Origin of the sequence: Scopulibacillus daqui, from assembly GCF_016908855.1 — a bacterium.
GTDB lineage: Bacteria > Bacillota > Bacilli > Bacillales > Sporolactobacillaceae > Scopulibacillus_A > Scopulibacillus_A daqui.
The window spans coordinates 1-26,137 of record NZ_JAFBER010000010.1 but is presented as its reverse complement, the minus strand read 5'-3'; the positions used below and the strand labels follow the sequence as shown (position 1 = coordinate 26,137).

The 26,137-nt window shown below is 41.1% G+C and carries 29 protein-coding genes, 1 other RNA gene and 1 riboswitch; of the genes, 5 read left to right on the top strand and 25 right to left on the bottom strand.

The features are described from left to right. Positions 1–91: 91 nt before the first annotated feature. The 4 genes from JOD45_RS08815 to JOD45_RS08800 all read right to left on the bottom strand — a co-directional run bounded on the left by JOD45_RS08815 (position 92) and on the right by JOD45_RS08800 (position 2,931). Positions 92–640, bottom strand: a complete 549-nt coding sequence (locus JOD45_RS08815) for a chromate transporter (RefSeq protein ID WP_205003527.1) — start codon at positions 638–640, stop codon at positions 92–94. Positions 641–652: 12 nt separating this feature from the next. Then, positions 653–1,261: a chromate transporter gene (locus JOD45_RS08810; RefSeq protein WP_205003526.1), complete on the bottom strand. Its 609-nt coding sequence runs from the start codon at positions 1,259–1,261 to the stop codon at positions 653–655. A gap of 204 nt (positions 1,262–1,465) precedes the next feature. Further along, the gene (locus JOD45_RS08805) at positions 1,466–2,326 is read right to left on the bottom strand and encodes a GNAT family N-acetyltransferase (protein WP_205003525.1); all 861 of its coding nucleotides are present in this window, start codon (positions 2,324–2,326) and stop codon (positions 1,466–1,468) included. Continuing rightward, positions 2,323–2,931 carry a cysteine hydrolase family protein gene (locus JOD45_RS08800; protein ID WP_205003524.1) on the bottom strand — a complete coding sequence of 203 codons (609 nt, stop codon included), beginning with the start codon at positions 2,929–2,931 and terminating at the stop codon, positions 2,323–2,325. Before JOD45_RS08800 ends, JOD45_RS08805 begins: the two co-directional genes overlap by 4 nt. Before the next feature lie 238 nt (positions 2,932–3,169). Between JOD45_RS08800 and JOD45_RS08795 the strand changes: the two genes are divergently transcribed. Then, positions 3,170–3,562 (top strand): pepsin/retropepsin-like aspartic protease family protein, encoded by a 393-nt coding sequence (locus JOD45_RS08795; RefSeq protein WP_205003523.1) that lies wholly within the window; start codon positions 3,170–3,172, stop codon positions 3,560–3,562. Here JOD45_RS08795 and JOD45_RS08790 read toward each other — a convergent pair. Next, positions 3,532–4,128 (bottom strand): histidine phosphatase family protein, encoded by a 597-nt coding sequence (locus JOD45_RS08790; protein WP_205003522.1) that lies wholly within the window; start codon positions 4,126–4,128, stop codon positions 3,532–3,534. The genes JOD45_RS08795 and JOD45_RS08790 overlap by 31 nt on opposite strands. Before the next feature lie 481 nt (positions 4,129–4,609). Further along, on the bottom strand, positions 4,610–5,371 hold the full coding sequence (locus JOD45_RS08785) for an alpha/beta hydrolase (protein ID WP_205003521.1): 762 nt from the start codon (positions 5,369–5,371) through the stop codon (positions 4,610–4,612). Positions 5,372–5,462: 91 nt separating this feature from the next. Here JOD45_RS08785 and JOD45_RS08780 point away from each other — a divergent pair, with 91 nt between their 5' ends. Next, on the top strand, positions 5,463–5,888 hold the full coding sequence (locus JOD45_RS08780) for a hypothetical protein (protein WP_205003520.1): 426 nt from the start codon (positions 5,463–5,465) through the stop codon (positions 5,886–5,888). 180 nt (positions 5,889–6,068) lie between these two features. After that, positions 6,069–6,281, top strand: a complete 213-nt coding sequence (locus JOD45_RS08775; protein ID WP_205003519.1) for a methionine aminopeptidase — start codon at positions 6,069–6,071, stop codon at positions 6,279–6,281. Between the two features lie 123 nt (positions 6,282–6,404). Here the strand turns inward: JOD45_RS08775 and JOD45_RS08770 are convergent, their stop codons facing one another. The 5 genes from JOD45_RS08770 to JOD45_RS08755 form a co-directional block, all read right to left on the bottom strand. Further along, entirely contained in the window at positions 6,405–6,827 is a 423-nt protein-coding gene (locus JOD45_RS08770; protein WP_205003518.1) for a VOC family protein, read from the bottom strand. Positions 6,828–7,223: 396 nt separating this feature from the next. Then, positions 7,224–7,757, bottom strand: coding sequence for a P-loop NTPase family protein (locus JOD45_RS08765; RefSeq protein ID WP_205003517.1), 534 nt, complete (start codon positions 7,755–7,757; stop codon positions 7,224–7,226). A gap of 66 nt (positions 7,758–7,823) precedes the next feature. Further along, positions 7,824–8,129 (bottom strand): hypothetical protein, encoded by a 306-nt coding sequence (locus JOD45_RS16880; protein WP_338056055.1) that lies wholly within the window; start codon positions 8,127–8,129, stop codon positions 7,824–7,826. Positions 8,130–8,203: 74 nt separating this feature from the next. After that, complete coding sequence (locus JOD45_RS16875) at positions 8,204–8,563, bottom strand: nucleotidyltransferase domain-containing protein (RefSeq protein ID WP_338056054.1); 360 nt, start codon at positions 8,561–8,563, stop codon at positions 8,204–8,206. A gap of 138 nt (positions 8,564–8,701) precedes the next feature. Further along, positions 8,702–9,538, bottom strand: coding sequence for a deoxyribonuclease IV (locus tag JOD45_RS08755; protein WP_205003516.1), 837 nt, complete (start codon positions 9,536–9,538; stop codon positions 8,702–8,704). A gap of 180 nt (positions 9,539–9,718) precedes the next feature. On the opposite strand from JOD45_RS08755, the gene JOD45_RS08750 reads away from it, so the two are divergent. Then, positions 9,719–11,089 (top strand): MATE family efflux transporter, encoded by a 1,371-nt coding sequence (locus JOD45_RS08750; RefSeq protein WP_205003515.1) that lies wholly within the window; start codon positions 9,719–9,721, stop codon positions 11,087–11,089. Positions 11,090–11,137: 48 nt separating this feature from the next. Here the strand turns inward: JOD45_RS08750 and crcB (JOD45_RS08745) are convergent, their stop codons facing one another. The 5 genes from crcB (JOD45_RS08745) to JOD45_RS08725 all read right to left on the bottom strand — a co-directional run bounded on the left by crcB (JOD45_RS08745) (position 11,138) and on the right by JOD45_RS08725 (position 15,486). Then, positions 11,138–11,500 (bottom strand): fluoride efflux transporter CrcB, encoded by a 363-nt coding sequence (gene crcB, locus JOD45_RS08745; protein ID WP_205003514.1) that lies wholly within the window; start codon positions 11,498–11,500, stop codon positions 11,138–11,140. Continuing rightward, on the bottom strand, positions 11,500–11,895 hold the full coding sequence (gene crcB, locus JOD45_RS08740; RefSeq protein ID WP_205003513.1) for a fluoride efflux transporter CrcB: 396 nt from the start codon (positions 11,893–11,895) through the stop codon (positions 11,500–11,502). Before crcB (JOD45_RS08740) ends, crcB (JOD45_RS08745) begins: the two co-directional genes overlap by 1 nt. Before the next feature lie 70 nt (positions 11,896–11,965). Beyond that, a riboswitch (Fluoride riboswitch) is annotated at positions 11,966–12,039 on the bottom strand. A gap of 44 nt (positions 12,040–12,083) precedes the next feature. Further along, positions 12,084–13,241, bottom strand: a complete 1,158-nt coding sequence (locus JOD45_RS08735) for a thiolase family protein (protein WP_205003512.1) — start codon at positions 13,239–13,241, stop codon at positions 12,084–12,086. A gap of 188 nt (positions 13,242–13,429) precedes the next feature. Further along, entirely contained in the window at positions 13,430–14,908 is a 1,479-nt protein-coding gene (locus JOD45_RS08730; RefSeq protein WP_205003511.1) for an AMP-binding protein, read from the bottom strand. 17 nt (positions 14,909–14,925) lie between these two features. Beyond that, entirely contained in the window at positions 14,926–15,486 is a 561-nt protein-coding gene (locus JOD45_RS08725; protein ID WP_205003510.1) for a biotin transporter BioY, read from the bottom strand. A 249-nt stretch (positions 15,487–15,735) separates the two neighbouring features. Between JOD45_RS08725 and JOD45_RS16960 the strand changes: the two genes are divergently transcribed. After that, on the top strand, positions 15,736–15,825 hold the full coding sequence (locus JOD45_RS16960) for a putative holin-like toxin (protein WP_380897061.1): 90 nt from the start codon (positions 15,736–15,738) through the stop codon (positions 15,823–15,825). A 477-nt stretch (positions 15,826–16,302) separates the two neighbouring features. Here JOD45_RS16960 and parC read toward each other — a convergent pair whose 3' ends face one another. The 9 genes from parC to JOD45_RS08680 form a co-directional block, all read right to left on the bottom strand. Then, positions 16,303–18,726: a DNA topoisomerase IV subunit A gene (gene parC, locus JOD45_RS08720; RefSeq protein WP_205003509.1), complete on the bottom strand. Its 2,424-nt coding sequence runs from the start codon at positions 18,724–18,726 to the stop codon at positions 16,303–16,305. After that, positions 18,726–20,696, bottom strand: a complete 1,971-nt coding sequence (parE, locus tag JOD45_RS08715; protein WP_205003508.1) for a DNA topoisomerase IV subunit B — start codon at positions 20,694–20,696, stop codon at positions 18,726–18,728. The genes parC and parE overlap by 1 nt, the downstream gene beginning before the upstream one ends. Before the next feature lie 278 nt (positions 20,697–20,974). Then, positions 20,975–21,394, bottom strand: coding sequence for a CoA-binding protein (locus JOD45_RS08710; RefSeq protein WP_205003507.1), 420 nt, complete (start codon positions 21,392–21,394; stop codon positions 20,975–20,977). Positions 21,395–21,425: 31 nt separating this feature from the next. After that, the gene (locus JOD45_RS08705) at positions 21,426–22,946 is read right to left on the bottom strand and encodes a carboxypeptidase M32 (protein WP_205003506.1); all 1,521 of its coding nucleotides are present in this window, start codon (positions 22,944–22,946) and stop codon (positions 21,426–21,428) included. A 66-nt stretch (positions 22,947–23,012) separates the two neighbouring features. Further along, positions 23,013–24,155, bottom strand: coding sequence for a THUMP domain-containing class I SAM-dependent RNA methyltransferase (locus JOD45_RS08700; protein WP_205003505.1), 1,143 nt, complete (start codon positions 24,153–24,155; stop codon positions 23,013–23,015). Positions 24,156–24,336: 181 nt separating this feature from the next. Next, positions 24,337–24,728, bottom strand: an RNA gene (gene rnpB, locus JOD45_RS08695) — RNase P RNA component class B. A gap of 101 nt (positions 24,729–24,829) precedes the next feature. Continuing rightward, positions 24,830–25,138 (bottom strand): cell division regulator GpsB, encoded by a 309-nt coding sequence (gpsB, locus tag JOD45_RS08690; RefSeq protein WP_205003504.1) that lies wholly within the window; start codon positions 25,136–25,138, stop codon positions 24,830–24,832. Between the two features lie 74 nt (positions 25,139–25,212). After that, positions 25,213–25,788, bottom strand: coding sequence for an SLOG family protein (locus JOD45_RS08685; RefSeq protein WP_205003503.1), 576 nt, complete (start codon positions 25,786–25,788; stop codon positions 25,213–25,215). A 59-nt stretch (positions 25,789–25,847) separates the two neighbouring features. Beyond that, positions 25,848–26,051, bottom strand: coding sequence for a hypothetical protein (locus tag JOD45_RS08680; protein WP_205003502.1), 204 nt, complete (start codon positions 26,049–26,051; stop codon positions 25,848–25,850). Between the last annotated feature and the right edge of the window lie 86 nt (positions 26,052–26,137).

Genomic DNA, 26,137 nt, shown 5'->3' with positions numbered 1-26,137 from the left:
TTCCTCGACTGTTTTCTCCTTAAGCCGGTATGTTTTTAGTCGCCTGAACCTTATCAGGATTTGTCAACACATAAAGACATTTTCGTTTACATTAAGCCATTAACCAGCCGCCCAAGATGCCAATCACGCCAAAACTTAGAATTAATGCGAGAGGATGGACTTTTTTATAAAATAATAAAACAAGAGCAATTAAAAGCATCACGATGCCAATTACGCTTTTTCTGATATCCGAACTTACAAGATGGCTTTGGATGGCAAACCGACAGGCTGCAAATAAAATAAACGCTGTGATGACCGGACGTAAACCGTAGAAAACAGATGCAATAACAGGGTGATCTTTTATTTTATAAAATACCGTTCCTAAAAGGACTATGATTAATATTGAAGGCAGCGACATGCCGAGGGTAGCAGCGATAGCTCCGGCAACCCCGGCGACTTTATATCCAACAAAAATAGCCGCATTCATCGCAACAGGACCAGGGGACATTCCAGCGACTGAAACACTGTCAGCAAAGGCAGCTGCTGAAATCCACCCATGATTAACTGATTCATGTTCAATCACTGGGATCATTGCGTAGCCGCCGCCAAAAGAGAAAATGCCTATTTTAAAAAAGGCAATAAATAAATCCAGTAATATCATAAATTCCGCTCCCTACTGATCTGCCGAATGACGCTTAATGTCGTTCTCTGGTTTGTTCTTTTCGTTCTTCTTATATTTGATCCAGCCTAACACGCCGCCGAGAGTGCCGCCTAAAATTAAAATAATAATGGGATTAAGATTTGTAAGCAACAGCAAAAGGAATGTTCCAATCATAAGAAAAAGACATACAATGTCTTCTACGGAAGATTTAATCGTTCTTAATCCCGCAAACATGATAAGGCCAACGACAGCGGGTGCAATGCCAAATAAAGCCCAACGAACTTGCGGCATATCCTTTATGCCTATAAAAAACACGGCTAATACTAAAACTATTAAAAATGTTGGAAGAAGCATGCCAATACTTGCCGCCAATACCCCAGGAATGCCGGCGACCCGGTAGCCGATAAAAGCAGCAGCATTCAACGCCACCGAACCCGGAATGGTCTGTGCGATTGACAGCACATCAAGAATCTCATCCCTTTTGCACCAGCGATAACGATTAACCATCGCCTCTTCTAAAGAAGGTATAATCGCATAACCGCCGCCAAACGTAACCGGGCTGATTTTGCAAAAAGCAAAAAATAATTGCCAAAGGGCTTTTAGAGATATTCCTTGCTGCATATCCGTGCCCCTCCCCTCTATTCATTTTCTTGATTGATCTAAAAATGACAGCTTTTAAACATTCATATATCTTTAATAATGATTTATAAAAGCAGCACCTCTGATGACAAAAACTGCATATTCTATACTTATAGATTAAATGATTAAAAACAAATTGTTAAGCCCCACTATAAAAGTTGGGGCTTAGCATGATTTTGTATTATATTAATTGTCTGCAATTTGATAAACAATCGAATCCTCTATCGGTTGATAGCCGATGTTCATATAAATACGATTAGAGATCGGATTGGATAAGTCTGTATACAAGGTGCAAAATTGGTAACCGCTGTCAAGCAGATGTTGACTCAATGATGCAACGCACGAAGTGGCATACCCCTTCCTTTGATATTCGGGCGGTGTATAGACAAAATTGACCACTGCCCCATTTTTTGTTGGTCTTGTCTTGTTAGCCATCGACACCGGACCATTGTTATCCCAAAGAAAAATGGTTGATTTACGAATGGCGTTTTCACTCATTCGTTGAGCATCTTCCGGTTTCAGCCTTTCTGATAAGGACTCCGAAAACGCTAACATCCATTGGGCAATTAAGGAACAGTCTTCTTGTGTCGCCACCCGGAATCTTCCGGAACTATATTTGATGGGATTAACATGACGAAGACGATAAATGCTTTGATCCATCATTACAATACAAGAACAGCCGCTTTTCCTGGACCAAATTTCCGCAAATTGAGAAGCAATGTCCTTTATTCCGATGATGCTTGTCACTTTCACATTCTTATTTGTCAGATGCCTAACGCTCAATTGCAGGGCGCTTGCCAACCGCGGGTGCGTCTTTTCGCCGCATACAATAAGACGGTGCGGGGATGTTATCATCATAACCAGAACAATGTCCTCTTCCTCAACTGCCGCAAAAAATGGATCGATCTGAGGTTTGTAAGATGATTTGGCATTCGTTAACGAATACAAAATGCCAAGGGGTAAATTGTTAACCGCCTCATTTTTCAATAAAAAAGATTCAACTTTTGACAAACATTCATGAGCAGTTGTGAATGTTTGCAGTTTCATTGCCCCACTCTCCCAGATTCATTGTCTTCCTGTCGCCCGGTCACTTTATTATTTATTTCAGAATCTGAATCAGAAAAATCGAAGTCAATGTCATCTGCATTTTTAAGTTTCACAAAACAGCGCGACAAAACACGGTTATGATGCTCAATAATTTGCATGGCATTGAGATGCGGAGAATCCCATGTTGTATGCGCATCTTTTACGAGTATGACATCATAACCCAAACTGTAAGCGCTTCGGCAAGTCGTATCTACGCACATTTCCGTTTGAATGCCGCATACCACTAAATGAGCAACGCCCATCTTTTTCAATTCTGAGTTTAATCCGGTTTTATGAAAAGCATTTGGTGTATCTTTTGCAATAATCCAATCTTCTTTCTGAGGATTAACGGAAGAGTGAATCTCCCAGCCCGGAGAACCTTTTTGAAGAGGATCATTATCTTCATCACTTTGATGTTGAATATAGATAATCGGTATCCCTTTACGGCGTGCCTTATCAGCAAGCCGGATTATTTTTTTAAGACATTCATCGCCATTATGTACAGGGGTTTCCTTTGAAAACATGGCTTCTTGAACATCAATAATTAATAGCGCAGAGTTTTTCATTATCTGTCTCCCCCTTCATCGTTGCCGTTTATCTATCTAATCTATATTCTTTTCTCTTTACAGTTTGTTAAATCCTCTATTTTTCACACTTCATTCAGCTTTTCGTAATTCATCTCAGAGATGCGCAAATCCTGTTCTAGTTAACTTTTATTCATCATACATTTTTACACAACAGCGTTTATCTTTCGGAAAACACAACCAAAATGAAGAGAGAAAACCAATTTTAGAGGTGTTGCCGGTGAACATTATCATAAAAGACGGACTGCCAATCGTTGCATTAAAAATACGGATCGGACATCAGTCAACCCTATTAAGCAATGTCCTTCTTGATACAGGATGCGCAGCATCTGTTTTCGATACAGACGAATTGAAGAAAATCGGCTTGCCATTGGATTATACAGCAGGACAGGCTGTCAGAATGTATGGCATCGGCGGCCAAAGCGAATGGTGCTATGAGCAGACAATCCCCTCAATCTTTATCAATATGCATGAATTTAAAGAGTTAAAACTGCAGTTAGGCCCAATTAAAAGCATTTATGGATTTGACGGTATTATAGGCAATGATATTATTATGAAAATCGGTATGGTTATTGATTTCCGTCAGCTTAAAATATCTGGTATTCCATCTTGATGCTCTAAAAATAAAAGGTCTTTATTCCAAACCCGGGTTATCTTTGTCGCAATAGCATCTTCAAAATGCAATTGAAAGATGTCAGGATTTGCAAGACCTTCCCACTCTTTAAAACCAAAGTTTGAATCATAATGTTTTAGCATCAAGGCCATTAGACAGCCATGCGTGACAACAACATATGTCTTTCCATCCATTTTTAAAATATCATCTATGCAATCTATGGCTCTTGCTGTTGCCTCCTGTGAAGATTCTCCGCCTTCTAATTTAAGGGACATATCAGCAAACGATCGTCTTAATTGTTCATACCAATCCGGCAAATCACGGGTGCTTAACACTTTTTCTGATAAACGGCGGTCAGTATGGACAGACATATTTAATTGTTTGGATAACGGCAAAATGGTTTGCCGCGCTCTTAAAAAGGGACTGCTGTATATACCGTCGACAGTTTCCCGGCTTAAATATTGCCCAAGACGTTCAGCGTCCAGATGCCCTTCTTTTGTTAACGGTGCATCAGGCGGCTGTCCTTCTGCCTTACAGTGTCTAATGAGATATATTTTTTTCCTCATATCTTCCCGCCCTCTCTATCATCATTGTTTATTTGTTTTAAAATTTTTATGAGCGAACCAGCGAATAATGCAAACTATATTGCCTGCCTTTTGGACCAACTCTTTTCTTTCCTTTATCTTGAAAACCTGTTTTTTCGTATAGCCGTTCCTCTCCTTAACCTTCACTCGCTATCGTATTGTTACGGTTTGAAGAAGGACGTATTCTGTCAGGAGTTGATAAAAAGGAAGTCTTATCTCTTGGTCTTTGCGTAAACGCAAGTATCTCTTCATTCATTGCCGCCTATAGATATATCGTCATTTTTTTAAATACCTTCCAATGTCAATCCCAATTTGCCCGGCTCCTTTTACTTCTTGATTTGCAGCGTATTTCAAGCGGAAAATCAAATCACAGCGGGTTCGATACAGCTTAAGCGCAAAACTTTCTCAGGTTTCTTTCATACAGCACGGAATAGGAACGAATGTTCTTGTGGAGTCTGTTCATTTAAAAGATATGTTTGATATACCAGTTTTTCGCAAGTTCTTTAAGCGTATCCAAATGTTCTAAAAACCGATGATCAGCGCCGTCAATAACCTCTAGTTCCGAACCTTTCGGAAGATATTTCATGCCCTTTTTTGATTTTTGTAAAAGCAGACATTCTTCTTTATCATTTATCGCGTTGCCATGAATAATTAAGACAGGACAATGGACTTGTTCCAATAACTGTTTCTGATTAATTTCTTCAAAATCTTTGAGCATTTGCTTATATACAATAACGGTTGTTCTAAGACTATTCACTCTTTCAATGGTTATATATCCTCTCTCTTTCAATTCCTTCATTTGTTCTCTTGAAAAATACTCATCCCATTGATATGTCATTGCATCAGTCAAAGCCCCAGAAAGAACCATAGTCACTATTATTGGCGTCCAGCTCTTTAAACAGATTAAGCTGCCAAGGCTGTGGCCGTAAAGTGCTATCTTTTGATACCCTCTTGATAAAACAAAACCGATGGCTGAATTTAAGTCATCAACTTCCTTGTCTACAGTTAAACTGTCATCATCGCTTTCACCGCACCCGCTTAAATCGAAAGTTAAAACAGCAATCCCCGCTTGATTAAAGGCTTCCGCCAATATTTGAAACCTGCCTTTTGAAAACTTATCTGATGTAAAGCCATGTACCATAATGATTATGGCTTGGGATGCCGAATGATACAAGTTCCCTATCAGCGTCTTATTTCTGGAATTTTTGAAGGAGATCCGCTCCATACATCACTCTCCTCCTCCATTTATGACTGTTAAAATCTTTGTGTTTGGAGAACTTAAGAATAGAATGTTTAAAGAAAGCGGTTGAAACAGCATGATAACTTTTCGCGGAGATGCTCATAAGTTTTACCTCAAATTAAAAAAGGCTGTTAAAAACGACAAAGAAATTTTTCAGCTTCCAGAGATCAAGGAAATTCATTCCATCGATCAATTTTATGACCAATTAAGTGATGCCGACTTAACCATGATCCGCTATCGCATGCTTAAAGAAAAAGACGGCAACGGCATCATCCCAATCTTGATCTCTGCTCTGCCTTGGTTAGGATTTCTTCTGTCCAAACAGCTGCAAAACTTTTTAATGAAAAGTTACTTATACATATTGTCGTTCTTAATTTTGTATACCGTTATTACAACTGTCAGCGTGATTATCCATTATCGGGAAAAAGCATGGGCAGCTATACACGTTGACATCATTGATCACCATTTAAAAGAACGAAAGAAAACGAATAAAAACCATTGAAGCTGCAATTTTCATCAAACAGCCTCATCCCATTTGCAAATCCATCCGTTCTGTATCTTAAAGCAAACGCACAATAGACATTGCTTTCACTCAAATGATAGAAAAGCCTTTTGGAAGTATAAAAAAATAAGAAATAACGAACAATAAGCATAACTGATTCGATCATAGAGGTGAGATAACATGGGGCTTTTTAATGCTATTTCAAACTGGAAATCGGAAAGGCATGGAAAGCATGTTTCTAAAATGCGTGCTTTAGGCCGGTGCCCGGATTGTAACGGTAAAGGGTTCACAACATTATTCAATTATGAATTCTCTGCACCATTGGATTGTCCGAGCTGCAATGGAAGCGGTTTATATTCAGATTGGGCTAAAAGCAACGAAATCAAACACTAATGTTTAAAGAACATTGGAAAAAGTGATTGATACATGGCTTTAAAGATATCGGCCATAAACTTCTTAAGAGAAATAATTCCCTGTGCACGCCGAAGCACACAGGGGGATTATTTCTTTTAGCTTTTATTCAGCAACCGTTGATATTTGCCAAGTGACACCGAATTGATCTGTCACTTGTCCGTAAGACGGGCTCCAAAAAGTTTCTTGAAGCGGCATATGAACTTGACCGCCTTGCTGCAGTTTATTGAATACCTCTTTGGATTTTTCTGCATCCTTGATAGTGACAGCTATCGTTACTTGGGAACCTAGTTGATACGGCTTGCCGGGAAATGTATCGGAAAGCATCAGATCTGTGCCGCCAACTTTTAGATGGGCATTCAGCACACGGTTTTTCGCTTCTTCAGGTACAGGAAAATCGGGATTATCAGGCATATCACCAAATGTTTTAACCTCGAGAATTTTTGCATCCAGCGCATCTTCATAAAATTTAACAGCTTCCTGGCCTTTACCGTCAAACACTAGATACGGGTATATGTCTAAAATCATCGTGCCACCTCTTTTTATTGTTATGAAAGCAGTTTAATCTCTTTTATATCATTCTATACCCTTATACTAAATTCCTTTTTAACGGATTGACGGTTATCTTTGCAGAACAAATCAGCCTTATTGATATATAGACCCTTTATAACGAGCTCCTTCATATTCCGAGGCAGCTTTTCCAGGATTCCTTTGTATTCGGTAATCTTTTAGGCTTTCAATAGCATTTTCCATCTTAGCAATTTTTAGACCTTTTTAGCCAGCATGCTAACAAATCTTTGTCTTCCTTTAAATACTCCGGAATATGCATTGTACCCTCATCATAATTGAAGTTTTTTCGTAACCAACAAATAAAATCCCATCATTTCATCTGACAGGGCTCCAATTTCATTTCAAAATTTCAGCTTAATATACGGCTTCCTTTACAAAATGATCTAAATTAGATTGAATCTCTTGCTTGCTTTTCAATATAAAAACGGTCTTTTGAGAATCAGGCGTTTGAAAAGCCTGCAATCTTTCAGCCATTTTTTTCTTTCGAGGATAGTATGTCGTACATATAAATTTAAGAAAGGGCCAATCTAATTTTTCTTTACAACCTTCACCCATATCAGGGCGTGTCTTGCCTATATTCATCAGCCAACGCTTGAAAACCCGGTATAAGCATACATATAGCGGGAGTTCTAAGTAAAAAATGGTATCCGCCCGGTCGAATCGAATGTCAAAAGTGCCGCTGTAGTTTCCCTCAATAATCCATTGATCACGATTGATAATCGCCCGCTGCGCTGCTTCAAATTCTTCTGCGGCCGCTTCAACCCAACCAGGTTTCCAATACAAAGCATCCAAATGGTATACATTAATGTTCAATGCTTCTCCGAGCTTTTTGGCAAACGTCGATTTCCCAACACCAGCAGAAACACCGATCACCATAATCTTTTTCATGCAAGACCTCCTCTTTATTTTTAAAAGAAGGGCTTCAGAACGGATGATCTTAGGGCATGAGCTTATTTAAATGCGTTTATTTTGAAGCGCACTCCTTCCCTGCTGAAAAACCTTCAAACACCGACCGCCATACGGGGCTAAAACGTCATTAGCTAATTGCACAACTAATCCCTTATCACCTGTCCTGTAAAAGTTATCAAAAGCCTGAACAAATTGGTCAGCGAATGATTCGTCATATGCTCTAAGCGACCGGACGATCCATTTTGAAGCGCCGATCCACCGCTGGTTTGTTCTTAAAACAAATTCGCTCAAAAGTTCAGCTAGCTGATTGGCTATGAATAATGCTTCTGCTCTGTTTGTACAGCCTTTCAAATCATCAAGCGCATCAGTGATTGAATACCGCTTAAAATTAATGGTATGAGCAGACCATTTCTCCGGCCCCTTCTCTAATATTTCCTTGCTTCCTTTCTGATCGGTTCAATGACTCCTTCATCCTTTAAAACGATCCCTTCCGAAACCATTCTCGGCAATGACGGCCTTGCCCTTTTATAATCACTTTGAAAAAAGTCCTGATAAGAAGTTAAGTTATGGGCAAAAAACTCTATAGGCCAATGAAAAGCAATCAATGATTCCCTGTAGGATGAATGTAGTTTATGATCAAAAACGACGATATCGAGGTCAGACGTTTCTGTTCCTCCTCCTCGGATGACACTGCCGGCTAAAATAGCTCCTTGGCAATTCTCAAAATATTGATCTATAAATTGTTGAGCGGCATCTATCGGTTTCAGTCTGCCAGTTTCCCCCATGGCCCTTACCTCCAAAAAATCCTAATATCTTCTGATAGTATGACTGTTTAGTTCGCTGTTAAATGCAAAAATCCTCTTTAATAAAAGAAAACGCATAAACCAAAAAACCCCGCTTAACTAAAAACAGCAAAGCCAGGCTCATCTATTATCATGAATAAGTGCTTTTAAATAAGCTATTTCATCTTTATGGGTATAGTTCTCTTGTGCCGGCGTTTCCAGAATCATCGGGAGGTGCTTGATGACAGGGGACTCCATAAATGCCTTTATTTGCTTTTCCTTTATATATCCGCTGTTAATATTTGCATGCCGATCACGCTTTGACCCGCTTTTGTACATTGAATTATTCAAATGAACAGCTTTAAGATGCTCAAAATAGCCGAGTGTTTTTCCTTTCTTAACAACTTCGTTCCAATTATCGCCGTTCCATAATCCGCTTGCATAGGCATGACACGTATCTAAACAAAAACCGATATGCTCTGGATAATCAACCAATTGGCGAATCTTTGCCAGCTCCTCAATGGTGGTACCCATCTGTCCGCTCTTCCCTGCATTATTTTCTAATAATATCAAGCTGTCTCCATCCCATTTTTCACATATTTGATTAAGCGTCTCAATCATCCGTTTATATCCTTCTAACGGGTCCTCTCCTTTAAAAGTCCCAAAATGAACGACGACTCCAATTGACCCGCACGCTTGGGAAATATCCAGATCATTTAATATCGATTCAACAACATGCTTTGATTTCGGATAATCACTTGACAAGTTGGCAGGGTAGGATGTATGTGCTATTGAAACAAGCTGATTTTCGGCGCAGAACTTAGCGCAGCTTTCTGCATCATGGCGGTCAAAGACTTTTATCTTTAAGCTGCGCGGATTTTTAGGGAAATATTGAAAGGCTTGGGCGCCAATGTTTAATGCTTTTTTGGCACAGCCAAAATATCCGTTTCTGATGCTGATGTGACAGCCGAATTTCATGGCAGCCTCCGTAAATACTTTTTCCCTTTATCTTTTTCACTCATTTATTAATTATTCATCTGACGCTGATATCTTTATTTGACAACCGTAAAATGTGGGCCGTCACTGCTCCCTAGAAGGAAATTTTATGATATAATCCATCTGATTGTCCTTTGGATTTTATGCGAAAGGCTGATGTGTATGTACCAAACCCATACAATTGGAAAAAAAGTGCGTCTGCTCATTTACATTTTAATTCCTATTCTTATTACCCAATTAGGTATGTATGCCATGAATTTCTTTGACACTGTCATGTCCGGGCATGCCAGTGCGGATGACTTGGCCGGAGTAGCTATTGGCTCAAGCCTTTGGACGCCGGTTTTTACAGGGTTAAGCGGCATATTGCTTTCGCTGACACCCATTATTTCTCAACTGATCGGCGCTAATAAGAAAGAACAGATCCCTTTTTCCTTAGTTCAAGCGATTTATCTAGCTTTTGTGATTGCCGTTGTTGTTATTGTGATCGGAGGATGCGTTATTCATCCTATTTTAAACGCCATGAACTTGGATCCGCATGTGCAGGACATCGCTTATAGATATCTTAAAGCGCTGGCGTGGGGCATGATTCCATTGTTTGTTTATAACGCGCTGCGCTGTTTTATTGATGCACATGGACAAACCAAATTAACAATGATGATCACTTTAGCCGCGCTTCCGATCAATATTCTATTTAACTATTTCATGATCTTTGGAAAAATGGGCTTTCCGCGACTGGGCGGCGTCGGCGCCGGCTATGCTTCAGCGATTGCTTATTGGATCATTACTTTTATCGCATTATTTGTTATTGTTTTTAAGCAACCTTTTGCAAAATACCGGGTATTTAACCGAGTATATCGTATTTCTTTCGCCTCATGGAAAGAGCAGTTAAAAATCGGTGTCCCTATCGGCTTCTCTGTTTTCTTTGAAACAAGCATTTTTTCTGCGGTCACTTTATTAATGAGCAACTTTAGTACGCTTATCGTGGCTGCACACCAATCAGCAATGAATTTTGCTTCGGCCTTATATATGGTTCCTTTAAGTATATCAATGGCATTAACCATTGCGGTCGGCTTTGAAGTCGGTGCAAAAAGGTTCCAAGATGCCAGATTATACAGCTATATCGGGATTATTATTGCTGTTATTATGGCTATTATCTTTGCGATTTCTGTCTATTTATTGAATGGCCAAATCTCTAAACTCTATTCAACCGATGCAACGCTTAGACACATGATTGAACACTTTGTGATTTATGCGATTTTCTTCCAATTATCAGATGCGTTCGGCGCACCGATTCAAGGCACTTTAAGAGGATACAAGGATGTCAATATCACGCTGGTTATGACGCTGATTTCATATTGGGTGATCGGCCTTCCATTAGGTTATATTTTAGCTAATTTCACCCCATTGGAACCGTTCGGTTATTGGATCGGTTTGATCATAGGCTTAGCGGCAGGCGCAATCTGTTTATTTATACGGTTGATATTTGTTCAAAGACGGTATAAACACTCGTTTTTACAAAACAGCAAAACATAACAATCAAATGCCCGATGCAGTGTGCATCGGGCATTTGACTCATCAACATTAATAATTAACGCTGATCATCATACCTAAGAAAGCCAATATAATGCCGCCGATATAGCTTGCAGCTAAATATGCAATAAGAACGTTCCTTTGCCGTTTAAGATGCATTTGGATGTTTTCAAGCTTAAAGGTAGAAAACGTTGTGAATGCCCCCATAAACCCCGTTCCTAATAAAACCTGCCAGGACGCGGACAGTGAACTTGCTGTGATTAACCCTAGCAAAAAGGCGCCAACGAGATTGACGATAAGCGTCCCGTACGGAAACTTTAAGTCCCCTTTTTTATTAAATTTTCCGCTGATCCAATAACGGGATATGGCCCCGAAAAAGCCGCCAATGCCTACCAATAAAACATTTATAAACATTATGACGCGCCTCCCGTTCTCTGTAACATCTTCTCCCCGGCGCGATAACCGGCATAAGACAAAAGCAGGCCTCCAAATAAGCTGACCATCACATATAGAAAAGCAAGCCCTAGATGAGCATTTTCCATGAGTTTGACTGTTTCAACGCTAAAAGTAGAAAATGTCGTAAATGAACCAATTATACCTGTTCCTAATCCAGTATAAAGTTCTTTTGAAAGACGTTTATTCTTGGAAAGATAAGAGGTCAGCCAACCGAGGACACAACTGCCTAATAGATTAGTCGTCAGTGTCGCCATTGGAAAAACACCTGACCAAAAGCTATTAAAGGCCAGGCTGACGCCATACCTTAATAAAGCCCCAATGATGCCGCCAATGCCCACATACCAATAAATCATTGATTAACGAACCTCCTCCGTATTGGTTAGTATCCGTTTTAAACAAAAAAATAGACTCCTGCCATATCAATTAATGGCAGGAGTCATTAGCTTTAACATGAATGTTGAAAGCAGTTAACGGTGAACCCCATCACCTGTTTGATTCTGAAATCATTGTATAAATAAAATATACAATCGTCAAGATCTTGCTAAATACTCCGAAAAAGCGTTGCCATGCCCATGCCGCCGCCGACACCCAGAGTAGCAAGCATATATCGGCCTTTATAGCCGGAAGCTCTGGCGCAAAGCCGCGTGACTAATATCGCTCCGGATGCGCCGTAAGGGTGGCCTAACGCAAGCGCTCCGCCGTCAAGGTTTACTTTTTCTTCAGGGATATCTAAAGCTCTTAATGAAGCCAGGACTTGCGAGGCAAACGCTTCATTGAATTCAACATAAGCTATATCTTCAATAGTAATCTGATTGCGCTCAGTTAATGATTTAACTGCAGGAACCGGACCGATGCCGAGAATATTTGGATCAACGCCGACAGCAACAGCATCAATAAATTCTAAAATCGGATGAAGGTTTAATTCTTTGGCTTTCTCTTCTGACATGATCAATGCTGCAGCTGCGCCGTCATTGACAGGACAGGCATTTCCCGCAGTTACTGTCCCGTCTGGAGTGAATGCAGGCCTCAATCGTTGAAGCTTTTCCAAACTGGTATCCGGACGCGGGCATTCATCTTCAGCAATTAAGACATCCGCTTTTGTTTTTAACGGCGTTATTTCTTGATGAAAATGTCCTGAATTTTGCGATGCAACAGCCTTTTTATGGCTTGCGAGCGCATATTGATCTTGGTCTTCACGAGAGATATGAAATGTTCTGGCTACATTCTCAGCCGCAGCCCCCATATCAGGATCACCGATTGTATCAGGAGAAAATCTCGCTCTTGTAAATATCCTTGGAGCGTGAAGATCATAAAGGGTGGCTGGCTTCTCTATCTTCCATGGTGCCAGGCTTGTGCTTTCAACCCCGCCTGCCAAATAGATATCCCCCGCCCCTGTTTGAACAAGGCGGCATGCCAAATTAATGGCTTCAAGCCCTGATCCGCATTGCCTGTCTATCGTGACGCCGGGGATATCTATAGGCAATCCAGCTGTTAATAAGGATAATCGAGATATATTTCCACCTGGTCCCACCACATTTCCTAAGATCACATCATCAATGGTTTCAGCTGGAACACCTGTTTCCTTCAGTAAATCCCGAATGACAGCGGCAGCCAGCTGTTCCGGCGGAAAATCTTTTAGAATCCCACCTATTTTGCCGACAGGTGTCCGTTTTGCTTTGATAATCAATGCTTTTCGCATTATAAAACCTCGCCTTTAGAAAAGGATGTTCAAACATTCAGGGACGCATAGCGACAGAATGTCTTCGCTCTATTTCCGATCGGATTCTTACGATGACGCAAGGATTGCTGCGTTCCGATTTCGCGGCTTCCGCGCTAAACTTCCGGCGTTCCGGCGCATGCAGTGGCGCTAACAAGGACGCGGCGTTTTTAGCCAGTTTCGGCCCTGTTCGCCGCCCTTATTAGTCTTTCTTTTAATCGCTGCCTCGCTATTTTCCCGCTGGAAGTTAACGGAAATTCGGCTATACGGACCCAAGCTTTCGGGCATTTATAACTTGACAGATGCGCTTTGCAATGATTTTCTAATTCAATGTCCGATATTTGGCTTGCTTCGTCCTCTAATAACACAGCCGTTATTTTTTCGCCCCAATAGCGGTCAGGCAAGCCGATAACTGCGACTTTAGTGATATGCGGAACGGCTTTTAGACATGCTTCCACTTCTTCGGGATAAACATTTAACCCTCCAGTAATCATCATATTTTTCTTCCGGCCAACCAGAAAAACAAAGCCGTCATTGTCTCTGTAAGCGATATCGCCTACAGTCATCCAGTCTTTTTCTAACTTTGGAATCCCATCGTATCCGGAAAAAAGCATCGGACTTCGGACGTATAATACCCCATTTTCACCTGGCCCGGCTTCTTCCCCTTTGTCGTTTCTTATTGAAATGTCTACCTGATAAAAAGGCTTTCCGACACTGTGCGGTTTTTTATGCTTTTGATGATCATAAATGGTCATGAAGCTTGTCTCTGAAGCGCCATAATATTCATACAACTTAACTTCCGGCATGATTTGTTTGAGCAAATCGACGGTTTTTGCACTCAGTTTGTCCCCTGAAGATAATATTTTTGATAGTTTAAGAGACTGAAAGCGGTTGTCATAGGATAAAAGCGCCTCTAACATCGTTGGAACAATAAAGATGGTATTTATTTTAAAACTCTTTATATCCTTAATAAAATTTTCCGGTTCAAACGATTCCGATATAAAAAAGCTTGCTCCGACATTTAAAGTATGGACTGCGGCGTACAAAGATAACGAATGTACCATTGGACCTGGAGCAGCGACCACTTCATTTTCACTTATTGAAAAATATTTTTGAGCTGCTTTAATACTTTCAATCCACGATTGTTGATGCCGAAGAAAACCTTTTGGCAATCCCGTTGTTCCCGAAGTAAAACCAAGATAGAAATCTTTGTCATGTCCATCGGTTTTGACCGGCTCATAGAAGCGATGATCAGTATGATGGGGAGCGCCTTTATCGTCTATCATAACGATTTGATTTTTGAATCGTCTTCGGTTAATCCGTTTATACCAATCGCGGCAAGTAATGATCATATCGAGTTTTGACAAATCGATCATTTTATTAAGCTGATTATCTGTCCATTTTGGATCAAGCGGCGCACAAATATTCCCGCTGTGGACCGCCCCCAGGAAATATGCGATATATTCAATTGAGTTGGGCAGAAATAACCCAACTCTAAGTTGACAAATATCCATTTTATGTAAAAAGAATGAACAAACGTTATGGATTTGCTCACCTAATTGTTTATAGGTGACGGTGTGATGCGATGTCACTAACGCCCTTTTATAGGGATAGCGCTTTGCATAATAAAAAAATTTTTCGGTTATCACCATTGTCACTTCCTCATTCAAGCAGCTTGTTTATTTTTGACTGCTTTTTGATTAAAATAATGTTTTAGCTTTGAAGTCAAAACAGACGTTATGATCACTTTGATCAAATCTCCCGGTAAAAAAGCTAAATTGCCTAAAGCAGCAAGCTTCACAGGCGTATGTGTCATCCAAGCGTAATACATAATGCCGCCCGCGTAGATGATGACAATCCCGCCAATGATATTAAAAATAATCAATCGGCCTATTTTTGCCTTTGGGTTAAAGCGGTCAACGAGATACCCTATAATAAATGCCGCAATCGGCCAACAAAGCACATATCCTCCAGAAGGCCCGATAACAGCTCCGAATCCTCCTCTGCCTCCTGCCAAAAAAGGTCCGCCAATGGCGACAATAGCGACAAAGGCTAATACACTAACAAACCCTTTTTTTGCGCCCAGCAAACTTCCCGCTAACATAACACCTAAAGTTTGCAATGTCACGGGCACGCTGATTACCGGTATAGGAATAGGCGGCAAAAGTCCCATTACAGCAATTATTGCAATAAAAAGAGCCATTTGAACTAATGATAATGTGCGCATTAAAAAACCCCCTTTTTCGTTAACACATTTATATTTTAGGTTAACGAAAAAGGGGTGTCAAACAAAAAGAAAAAACAGGACTAAAGTCTTGTTTTTTTCACTTTTATTGAAATATTAATTTTTTTTTAAATTTCAAGTGAAAATGAGTCTATTTCTCCATGAAATTATTTTCCAAAACGTGTTACAATAACTTTACAATAGACTGTTGTCTGCACAAAAGGACCGGTTCACTCGAAATTTAAAGGAGTGATGACTGTGTCTACTTTTGAAGCGTTAACACTAATGTTGAGCTTCGGCATGTTTGTGGTAACGTTAATGCAGTCAAACAAGAAAGGATAGACCCCTTATTATTTTATCATTGCCAGACCATAAGGATGGTCTATCTGTTGATTGCTAACCATGCGAACGTTTGGAACCGCTCCTCTTGGCAGTGTCTATTGTTACGGAACCGTTGGTGCTACCCCCACCTCCGGTTCCTTTAATATTATTATGCAATCATCATGTTTCTATGTTCATTATACAATAAAATTGAAGCTTGTACACTTTATACACAGGATGTTCAAAAAGTCTGAGGAAGAATAGCGGTCTATACTGCGGGCTATACGCCGCAGCATACTCAAAAAAACATCGCAGCATTTCGAGAAGTATCGCCCGGTATTCCTGAACCGGTGCCTATTCATAGGTATTTCGCTGACTTTTCCGCAAAGGCAGAAAAGCATTTTAAGGGCAGACGGTTTGCCTCTTATTGAAATTTAATTAAGGAGTTTGTCCCCCAACGTTTATCATTATAATGCTTAATGAATAAATAATCAATGATTATTTTAAATTCTTCCAAATTTCGATAACATCACCAGATTCATCTTGGTCAATAACGAAAGAACCATTATTATATCGGTCAGTTGAACGTAATTCACTGACTTTGACTGGAACTTTTGTGTCTTTTTCTGTCCTTAACATCATAGTATCTTCGTCATTGACAATCTCAATTCCTGCTATTCTATGAGGAGATTTTTTTAATTCCCTTAACATGACTAAACCTCGGCGGGCCCGGCTGCTTTTCTCTAAAGTTTTAGCAATCGCCATTTTTTTAACCGAACCGCGCTGCGTTGCAATAAATAGATCTGGTTTTTCTTCTGGCCAAAACACTTTGCCTCCGGCCACAACGTCTCCATCTTTAAGGTTGACCGCCTTAACACCTGATGCTCTAGGCCCTACTAACCCTGCTTCCTGTTCATCAAACCATAATCCATAACCCAAACGAGTCGCTATGACGATATTGGCGGATCCGTCGGTTAAATGAACGTCTATACATTCATCATTGTCTTTCAATTTAAGGGCGACGAGCGGCTTAGAGCGCCTTTGCGCTTGATATTGCTTTAATTCTGTACGCTTGATCATTCCGTTTTTAGTTATAAAGGAAAGATAAAGATCTTCTTCAAAATCTTTAACAGCAATAGCTTGTACCACTTCTTCATCTTCGTCAATCGGTACTAAATTGGCGACATGCTGGCCCAGCTCCTTCCATCGCTTATCCGGCATTTCATGAACCGGCAGATAGAGATAGTGCCCTTTATTCGTGAAGACGAGCAATGTATCTGTCGTATTCATTTCTTGCTGCAATAACATCCGATCCGTTTCCTTCATTGCCGCATCTTCACCGTTGCTTGCCGCAAAAGACCTTAAACTGGATCTTTTTATATAGCCGTCCTTTGTTAAAGCGACCATCACATCCTCGGAGGCAACCATGACTTCCAGATCGATTTTTATTTCTTCAATGTCATGTTCAATTGTTGTGCGGCGTTCTGCTGCATACTTTTTCTTAACGGTGTTTAATTCTTTCTTAATGACCTTGATCAGCATTTTTTCCGATCCTAAGACAGCTTCGAGATGTGCGATCGTTTCTTTAAGCTCATCAGCTTCTTGCTGCAGCGTTTGAATATCAGTATTCGTTAAACGATACAGCTGTAAATTAACAATCGCTTCTGCTTGGGCATCGGTGAACCCATATTGTTCAGACAGGTTATGTTTGGCGTCTTTTTTATCTTTAGACGCTCGTATCGTTTGAATGACATCATCAAGAATAGAAACGGCTTTAATTAAACCTTCAACGATATGTTGACGTTCTTTGGCCTTTTTAAGATCAAATGCCGAACGGCGGGTGACGACTTCTTTTTGGTGTTCAATATAGGCCGCCAATATATCCTTAAGACCCATTAATTTCGGCGTTTTATTGACAATCGCAACCATATTAAAATTATAAGTGATTTGCAAATCAGTGTTCTTATAAAAATAATTTAAAACGCCGGCCGCATCGCCGTCTTTTTTCATTTCAATAATAACACGCGTTCCAGTGCGGTCTGTTTCATCACGGACCTCTGCAATGCCCTCAACCTTCCGATCAAGGCGAAGCTCTTCCATCTTTTTCACAAGGTTGGCTTTATTGACTTCATAAGGGAGTTCTGTAATAACAATTTGTTCGCGGCCGCCTTTTAACGGTTCTATTGTCGAACGTCCTCTGACAACAATTTTTCCTTTTCCGGTCCTGTAGGCTTTTTTAATTCCGTCAATGCCTTGAACAATCCCGCCTGTAGGAAAATCGGGTCCCTTGATGACTGTCATCAGATCTCCTACTGTACAGTCCGGCTTCTCCATCACCATAATGGCGCCATCAATAACTTCGCCTAAGTGATGCGGCGGAATATCTGTCGCATACCCCGCTGAGATGCCTGTTGATCCGTTGACAAGCAAATTAGGGAACCGCGACGGCAAAACAATCGGCTCCTCGGTTGTATCGTCAAAATTGGGAACAAAATCAACGGTATGCCTGTCGATATCTCTAAGCAATTCAGAAGCGATAGGCGACAGCCTGGCTTCAGTATAACGCATCGCAGCCGGAGGATCGCCGTCTAAACTCCCGTTATTCCCATGCATTTCAATAAGCACATTGCGAACCTTCCAATCTTGGCTTAGACGAACCATGGCATCATATACAGATGTATCACCGTGCGGGTGATAATTGCCAATCACATTGCCCACCGTTTTTGCCGATTTGCGAAACGGCTTCTCATGTGTATTCCCGTCTTGATGCATCGCATATAAAATACGGCGCTGTACCGGCTTTAAACCGTCGCGGACATCAGGCAAAGCCCGTTCTTGAATAATATATTTACTATAAATCCCAAAGCGGTCGCCAATAACCTCTTCAAGAGGAAGATCCAAAAGTTTCTCTGGATTGGCCATTATTCAAATGCCTCCTCAGTAATGGATATATTTTCGTTTTCAAGTATATTTGTTTCTTCGTCCAGTCCAAATTGCACATGTGATTCAATCCATTTTCTCCGCGGCTCCACTTTATCTCCCATTAATGTTGACACTCTTCTCTCAGCCCGTGTCAAATCATCAATCTTAACTCTGATTAATGTCCTTGTTTCAGGATTCATCGTCGTTTCCCAAAGCTGATCAGCATTCATTTCGCCAAGACCTTTGTAGCGCTGAATAACGTATCCTTTGCCGACCTTCTGAACAGCCGCTCTTAAGCCTTTTTCATCCCAAGCGTATTCAATGACTTCTTTTTTGCCCGAACCTTTGCTTATCTTATATAACGGCGGAAGAGCAATATATACTTTACCGGCCTCAACAAGCGGACGCATATACCGGTAGAAGAAGGTTAACAGCAGCACCTGAATATGCGCGCCATCATTGTCGGCATCTGTCATGATCACGATTTTATCGTAATTGACATCGCCCAGATTGAAGTCTGCGCCGACTCCTGCGCCTATCGCATGAATAATCGTATTGATTTCTTCATTTTTAAAGATATCGCTGAGCTTAGCTTTTTCCGTATTAATCACTTTTCCCCTGAGAGGCAGTACCGCTTGAAATTTTCGATCACGGCCTTGCTTGGCTGAACCGCCGGCGGAATCCCCTTCGACGAGGTACAGTTCATTTTTTGCCGGGTTTTTGGAAGCCGCCGGCGTTAATTTGCCGCTTAAAACAGTTTCCCTGCGCTTTCCTTTCTTTCCGTTTCGTGCTTCTTCGCGGGCTTTGCGAGCTGCTTCACGAGCTTGTGCCGCTTTAATGGCTTTCTTTATCAGCATTTCACTGATTTTTGGATTTTCTTCTAAGAAATAAGTAAGCTGTTCAGAAACAACAGCATCAACCGCCGAGCGCGCTTCCGTGGTTCCCAGCTTCCCTTTTGTCTGCCCTTCAAATTGCAGCATTTGCTCAGGGACTCTAACCGAAACGATGCCTGTAAAACCTTCGCGGATGTCGCTGCCGTCTAAGTTTTTGCTTTTTTCCTTTAATAAAGAAGTCTTCCGTGCGTAATCATTAAAAGCCCGAGTGACAGCGGATTTAAAGCCTGATTCATGCGTGCCGCCATCCTTGGTTCTCACGTTATTAACAAAAGAAAGGATGTTCTCGGAATAGCCGTCATTAAATTGAAAAGCTACGTCAACTTCAATGCCGTTAGCTGCGCCCTCAAAGGATACAACTGAATGAAGCGTATCTTTTTCTTCGTTCAAATATTCTATAAAGGCTTTGATGCCAGAATCATATTGGTATGTCTCTTCTTGTCCGGAACGTTTATCAATGAGAACAATCTTTAAACCTTTTAATAAAAAAGCCGCTTCACGCAAACGTTCGCTTAATATATCAAAATTAAATGTTGTCGTGCTAAAGATGTTTGCGTCAGGCTTAAAATGAATAGTCGTACCTGTCCCCTTCGCCTTGCCGGTCTTTTCCAGCGTCGTCACAGGATGACCGCCGTTTTCAAACCGCTGCTTGAAAACATGACCGTCCCTTCTGATTGTGACTTCAAGCCATTCAGAAAGAGCATTAACAACCGAAGCCCCGACGCCGTGAAGACCACCGCTCGTTTTATAGCCGCCGCCCTGGCCAAACTTTCCGCCTGCATGCAGGACAGTAAAAATAACTTCGGGAGTAGGTTTTCCCGTCCGGTGCATGCCGGTTGGCATTCCGCGGCCATGGTCGGCAACGCTGACACTGTTGTCTTTATATAAAGTGACAATGATTTCATCGCCATATCCTGCCAAAGCTTCATCCACCGAATTATCAACAATCTCGTATACCAAATGGTGAAGTCCCTTGGCGTCTGTACTGCCAATATACATCCCCGGTCTTTTTCTGACGGCTTCAAGGCCCTCAAGTACTTGAATAGTCTCATCATTATATGCGGTTTGTTTTGCCAAATAGAAAAACTCCCTTCAACGACAATCAACAGCCATTATCTCATTAAATCATACCAGAACAGATGTTTCTATACAAACTAAGATCAATATTTTTTCAATGAAAGCCTTTAGACCTGTACAAATCATTGCCTTGTTGTAAATCTTTCTTAAAATATATGTCTATTATTTTTCAGGTTGCCTTTTATGTATTAAAACAATTTCCCTGCAAACATACAAGTGCCAAAATCATTCAAAGCTTTGAAATGCCCCATCAAGGTGTCATGATGGGGCAAATAGCATTAACTGTTTTTCATTTGTTCATGCTGAACTTTAATGCAGCGATCCATAACGACCGTAATGCCGCGTTCTTGTAAATAATCGTAAGCGGCTTCGTTCACTAAGCCTAACTGTGCCCAAAAAACATCAGGTTTTATTTCGGCCGCTTCCTTTGCAGCATCCAATAAATATTCGCTTCTCCTAAAGACATTAACGATATCGACATGATCCTTAATGTCTTTTAGAGACTTGGCGCTTTCAATGCCAAAAATTTTGTCAGCTTTCGGATTGACAGGGATGATCTCATAACCGGCCTCCAACATATGCTTTGAAACTTTATATGATGTCCGCTCCGGGTTATCAGACAAACCGACAACAGCAATTCTTTTTGCCTTTTCTAAAATACGATTAAGCTCGTCCGGCTTGGGATTGTTAATAGTCATTAGAACACCTCAATATACTTTTAATCGATTTCTAGACCAATTGATAAACATTGCGGTATTTCTTGCTCAAATAATCAATGAGATACTTAGCGTTCAATTCTTCTCCGGTCGCATCTTTAAGGATTTCTGCCGGTTTCTTCATTCGTCCGTACTGATGAATGTTTGCCGTCAGCCATTCGCGAATCGGCTTAATATTTCCCTCTTTTAACATATCGTCAAAGCGGGGAATGTCATTAAGCATGGCGTGCTTAAATTGAGCCGCATATAAATATCCTAACGCGTAAGAAGGAAAATAGCCGAAATCTCCGCCTGACCAGTGAATATCTTGCAGTACGCCTTCCCGATCATTTTCAGGCCTTAAGCCCAGATACTCTTCATATTTCTCATTCCAGATGCCAGGCAAATCACCGACTTCCAAACCATCATTAAATAAGGCTTTTTCAATTTCATAACGAATAATAATATGAAGCGGATAAGTCAATTCATCCGCCTCAAGGCGAATCAGAGACGGACAGGAAACATTAATGGCTTTATAAAAGTCTTCTAAAGAGACGCTGTCAAATTGTCCGTCCGCGAACTGTTTTAAGCTGTCATAATACTTCTCCCAAAAAGCAAAATGCCGTCCGACAAAATTCTCAAAAAACAGCGACTGCGATTCATGGATCCCCATCGATGTGCCGTTCGCCAACGGCGTTCCCGTCAATTCATTGGATATATTTTGTTCATACAGCGCATGACCGCCTTCATGAATGGTTCCAAAAACAGCCGTTCGAAAATCTTTCTCATCGTAGCGCGTCGTTACACGGACATCACCCGGATTTAAAGAAATGGCAAACGGGTGGCCTGTTTCATCCAGGCGTCCGCCATCAAAATCATATCCTATCTCTTTCAAAATATGCAGGCTGAACGCTCGCTGCTTCTCCTTAGCAAATGGTTTATATAAAAATGAGGTTTGCGGACGCTCTCTCGCATCTGAAATCTCTTGCACTAACGGAACGATTTGTTCACGGAGTTCTCCAAACACTTTGTCAATCATTTGAACAGTAACACCCGGCTCATATAAATCAAGGAGCCGGTCATATGGATTGCCGGCATGGCCCCAATACTCTACAAAGCGTCTTTTATAAGCAACGATTTTCTCTAAATAAGGCTGAAGCATACCGAAATCAGCCTGTTCCTTGGCCTCTTCCCAGATGCTTTCCGCTTTGGCCTGAAGAATCACATAATCTTTATATTCCTGTTCAGGAATCTTCACATTTTTATCATATTCTTTTTTAGAATACGCAACAGATCTTCTTGTTTTTTCGCTTAATTCATCTTGTACACTAGGATCAGTTAACGCGTCAATATAGTATCTCATTTCCTCAGAAGTGGACATCTGAAACACTTCACTTGACAGTGTGCCGATAACCTCCGAACGCTGTTCCGCCCCTTTTTTTGGCGCACCTGTCCGAAGGTCCCAGGCCATTAACGAAATCGCTTCTTCGAAGTCCATGATCTTTTTGACATACTCAAAATACCCTTTTTCAATGTCTTTGATTGACGGCATCATACATCCCTGCTTTCTATATGGATTTGCTTATCATTTCGATACATTCAAAGCAATATCCTGCAGGGATCATTCTTTCGGTGTCTGAGGCGGGCGCTTCCCGAAATATTGGTAGTAATCCGTACGTATGCGTCCGTTATACAGCTTGCGTTTTTTTGACGCCGCTTTGCCAAATGCCTTCTCAAATTCCTCAAAAGATGTAATGAAATAAAACGACCAAGTCGGGTATTCACGGTAAAGCTGACCGAGCTGCCGGGCAATTGCTTCAGCTTGCTTGTATTCGCCCATTCTTTCACCGTAAGGAGGGTTGCCGACCATGCATCCGTACTCTTCCTTGCTCGTAAAGTCAGAGACTTGCATTTGCTTAAACTGAATTAAATCGCCCAATCCCGCTTCAAGGGCATTGCCAGCCGACAATTCCACCATTTTATGATCAATGTCCGTCCCTATAATGTTGAGCGGCTGATCGTATTTCGCAAGATCCTCCACTTCCTCGCGAGCCTTTTCCCAATCTGCCTGAGGAATAAGCGGCCAGCTTTCAGAAACAAAATCCCTGTTAAAACCGGGTGCGATATTTTGCCCAATAAGCGCCGCTTCTATCGGCAATGTCCCTGAACCGCAAAAGGGATCAACAAACGGGCGGTCCGGCGTCCAGTTCGTTAACATAATAAGGGCAGCTGCCAAGGTTTCTTTTAAAGGCGCCTGACCATGATAATAGCGATATCCTCGTTTGTGCAGACCCGCGCCGCTTGTATCAATCGTTAAAGTCGCTTGATCTTTTAACAAAGACACTTCAATTTTATAGAGCGGGCCATTTTCAGCAAACCATTCTTGATGATAGTGCTGCTTAAGGTTTTCGACAATTGCTTTTTTTACAATTGACTGACAATCAGGAACACTGTAGAGCTGGGATTTTACTGATTTGCCTGTCACCGGAAATTCAGCATTGACCGGCAAATAATCGGCCCAAGGCAATGCTTTTGTCTGTTCAAACAGTTCTTCAAATGAAGCAGCTTTAAATTCGCCGATTTTTAATTTAATGCGATCAGCCGTCCTCAGCCATAAATTTGCCCGGCATATATCAATCGGCTCGCCTGTAAAAATAATTTTTCCATTTTCCACTTGGATATCTTCATAACCAAGTGCTCTTAATTCCTTCGCAGCAATAGATTCAAGTCCCATAGCTGTAGTCGCAATCAGCGTTAACGCCATCTTTTTTTCCTCCAACATTTGTTATATGTTCAACGATTCATTTTAAAATGCTATGACAAAATAGAGAATAAGTTCTTTTCCGCTGTTATTATGTATTTCCCAATATCATTAAATCTAAAAAACCATTAAAAATAAAAAAAGCCCTTGATATGGGCTTTAACACTACAATCGCATTATTACGTTCTATAAGCCATGTTCTGTACCATTGTACTGCAATCGGATAAAATCCTTGTACTCCGGCGGTAATCATCTATCTACAAGCATCAGCTTGTCCCTCCATCCGTTGAATTCCTTCAGGAGAGTTCCTCTACCAAAATTTGAGTTTCTCGCTCGCGGGGTTTACCTCGTTCCACTTCTGCTGTTTCCAGCAGAACTTCGTCACTGTGGCACTTTCAAAGGTACTGAGCCATATCCCTAAAGGGACTTAGGCTGTTTCCTTGCCGTTAGTTCAGCCTGAGCCGAACTACCCTAGCTTATGGTTTCGCTAGGCACGAACACTACGATCATCTCAGATCGTGCGAGCATGGACTTTCCTCTATATCCGTCAAACGGATACAGCGATTACCCGAACGCAATAATGCGTCACGAATTACAATTATAGTTCTTAAACCCAAATAAGTCAAGAGGAAAATCAAAAAACCATTTTGCACTAAGTGCGTGAAGCCAATGGCAAATTATTCACTTAAACGGCTGCCGAACACATGCTTTTCCAGATTTGACAAACGTTTTAATATGTCATAATTCGTCTGCCCTTGCGGTGCCAGCGGACGCCTTGGCTCTGTTTTTTGAGTCCCCATTTCACTTTTCAGACGTTGGTTTTCTTGACGAAGACGCATAATCTCTCTGTTAAATGCCTCATAATCTTTAATAATGATATCAAGAAATTCATCAACTTCTACGATGTTATAGCCTCTCATGGCACTTTTAAAATCTTTTTCTGCAATTTCTTTTGCTGTTAGCTGGCTAATTCTATTATTATCCAATGAACATCACCTCAACGTTTCACACATTGGTAGTATGTGCTTATTATTTTTTCAAAAATGCAGTAAAATGTCAATTACATTTGTGCCCAGTAGTCCGGATCCTGCTCCCTCAATTCTTCGGAAGCCAGTTCCAAATCATAGCGGTTAATCTTAATAATAGGGTAATGATCATGCGCTTGCTTCCGCTTGGCAGGGCTTAAATAATATTGCGGCGATCCAGGCGTCTCTTCATCATACACAATCAACATGCCATCGCTTTTTCTTATAATAAAATCATTTTTCTGGCGAAGCTGTGCGGGGTGTTCATACGGGCGCTGTGTAATGGCTTCAACAAAATCCGCTTGTGCCAATACATCATAGTATATGGTTTTGACATGTTCCGGCCAGCGCTCCTCTTGCTCTAAAAAAGGCATTAATACCGCCAACTTAACTTGCGGATATTCTTCTTTTAATTCTAACGCTGTTTCTCCAGCCCAAAGTTCAACACCTGGCTGGCCGCTGATAATAAACCACTCAATCCCCTTTTCTTCGATGAGTTTTATCATATTTGTCCGCAAAGTATATTTAATGACGTCAATCCCAGGATGCTTTTGGGTGAATATACCGAGTTCGTTTGGTTTATAGCCAGTAACGGCCACCGCGCTGCCCATTAAAATCACCCTCCAATATCAAAAAATATAGTAAAGCATGTAAAAATAAAATCTAGGTTTTAAATCCACAACGCCATCTTTGCTTGGCTGCCGTCTAAAAAGGATGGCTTAGAGCCTTCTCGACGCTGCAGCCAATTAAAGGTGCTAAGTATAAGGGCAACTAAGCCTCTGTCTTCGCCTCCCGGCTCGCCAATCGGCAAGTTTTCTTTATACGTTAGTATGATCAATTGGCTGACCGGAAGCCTTCTCGACGTTGCAGCCAATTAAAGGTGCTAAGTATAAGGGCAACTAAGCCTCTGTCTTCGCCTCCCGGCTCGCCAATCGGCAAGTTTTCTTTATACGTTAGTAT

Excerpts from the sequence above, each read along its gene's own strand:
- JOD45_RS08705 (WP_205003506.1), bottom strand. The coding sequence starts at position 22,946 with ATGATGCCGTCAATCAAAGACATTGAAAAAGGGTATTTTGAGTATGTC.
- JOD45_RS08790 (WP_205003522.1), bottom strand. The coding sequence starts at position 4,128 with ATGAGGAAAAAAATATATCTCATTAGACACTGTAAGGCAGAAGGACAG.
- JOD45_RS08685 (WP_205003503.1), bottom strand. The coding sequence starts at position 25,788 with ATGGGCAGCGCGGTGGCCGTTACTGGCTATAAACCAAACGAACTCGGT.
- crcB (WP_205003514.1), bottom strand. The coding sequence starts at position 11,500 with ATGTTTATAAATGTTTTATTGGTAGGCATTGGCGGCTTTTTCGGGGCC.
- JOD45_RS08750 (WP_205003515.1), top strand. The coding sequence starts at position 9,719 with ATGTACCAAACCCATACAATTGGAAAAAAAGTGCGTCTGCTCATTTAC.
- JOD45_RS08810 (WP_205003526.1), bottom strand. The coding sequence starts at position 1,261 with ATGCAGCAAGGAATATCTCTAAAAGCCCTTTGGCAATTATTTTTTGCT.
- JOD45_RS08785 (WP_205003521.1), bottom strand. The coding sequence starts at position 5,371 with ATGGAGCGGATCTCCTTCAAAAATTCCAGAAATAAGACGCTGATAGGG.
- JOD45_RS08780 (WP_205003520.1), top strand. The coding sequence starts at position 5,463 with ATGATAACTTTTCGCGGAGATGCTCATAAGTTTTACCTCAAATTAAAA.
- parC (WP_205003509.1), bottom strand. The coding sequence starts at position 18,726 with ATGGCCAATCCAGAGAAACTTTTGGATCTTCCTCTTGAAGAGGTTATT.
- crcB (WP_205003513.1), bottom strand. The coding sequence starts at position 11,895 with ATGATTTATTGGTATGTGGGCATTGGCGGCATCATTGGGGCTTTATTA.
- JOD45_RS08775 (WP_205003519.1), top strand. The coding sequence starts at position 6,069 with ATGGGGCTTTTTAATGCTATTTCAAACTGGAAATCGGAAAGGCATGGA.
- JOD45_RS08735 (WP_205003512.1), bottom strand. The coding sequence starts at position 13,241 with ATGCGAAAAGCATTGATTATCAAAGCAAAACGGACACCTGTCGGCAAA.
- JOD45_RS08725 (WP_205003510.1), bottom strand. The coding sequence starts at position 15,486 with ATGCGCACATTATCATTAGTTCAAATGGCTCTTTTTATTGCAATAATT.
- JOD45_RS08800 (WP_205003524.1), bottom strand. The coding sequence starts at position 2,931 with ATGAAAAACTCTGCGCTATTAATTATTGATGTTCAAGAAGCCATGTTT.
- JOD45_RS08765 (WP_205003517.1), bottom strand. The coding sequence starts at position 7,757 with ATGAAAAAGATTATGGTGATCGGTGTTTCTGCTGGTGTTGGGAAATCG.
- JOD45_RS08755 (WP_205003516.1), bottom strand. The coding sequence starts at position 9,538 with ATGAAATTCGGCTGTCACATCAGCATCAGAAACGGATATTTTGGCTGT.
- JOD45_RS16960 (WP_380897061.1), top strand. The coding sequence starts at position 15,736 with ATGACTGTGTCTACTTTTGAAGCGTTAACACTAATGTTGAGCTTCGGC.
- JOD45_RS08815 (WP_205003527.1), bottom strand. The coding sequence starts at position 640 with ATGATATTACTGGATTTATTTATTGCCTTTTTTAAAATAGGCATTTTC.
- JOD45_RS08770 (WP_205003518.1), bottom strand. The coding sequence starts at position 6,827 with ATGATTTTAGACATATACCCGTATCTAGTGTTTGACGGTAAAGGCCAG.
- JOD45_RS08710 (WP_205003507.1), bottom strand. The coding sequence starts at position 21,394 with ATGACTATTAACAATCCCAAGCCGGACGAGCTTAATCGTATTTTAGAA.
- JOD45_RS16875 (WP_338056054.1), bottom strand. The coding sequence starts at position 8,563 with ATGGGGGAAACTGGCAGACTGAAACCGATAGATGCCGCTCAACAATTT.
- JOD45_RS08700 (WP_205003505.1), bottom strand. The coding sequence starts at position 24,155 with ATGGCGTTAACGCTGATTGCGACTACAGCTATGGGACTTGAATCTATT.
- JOD45_RS08805 (WP_205003525.1), bottom strand. The coding sequence starts at position 2,326 with ATGAAACTGCAAACATTCACAACTGCTCATGAATGTTTGTCAAAAGTT.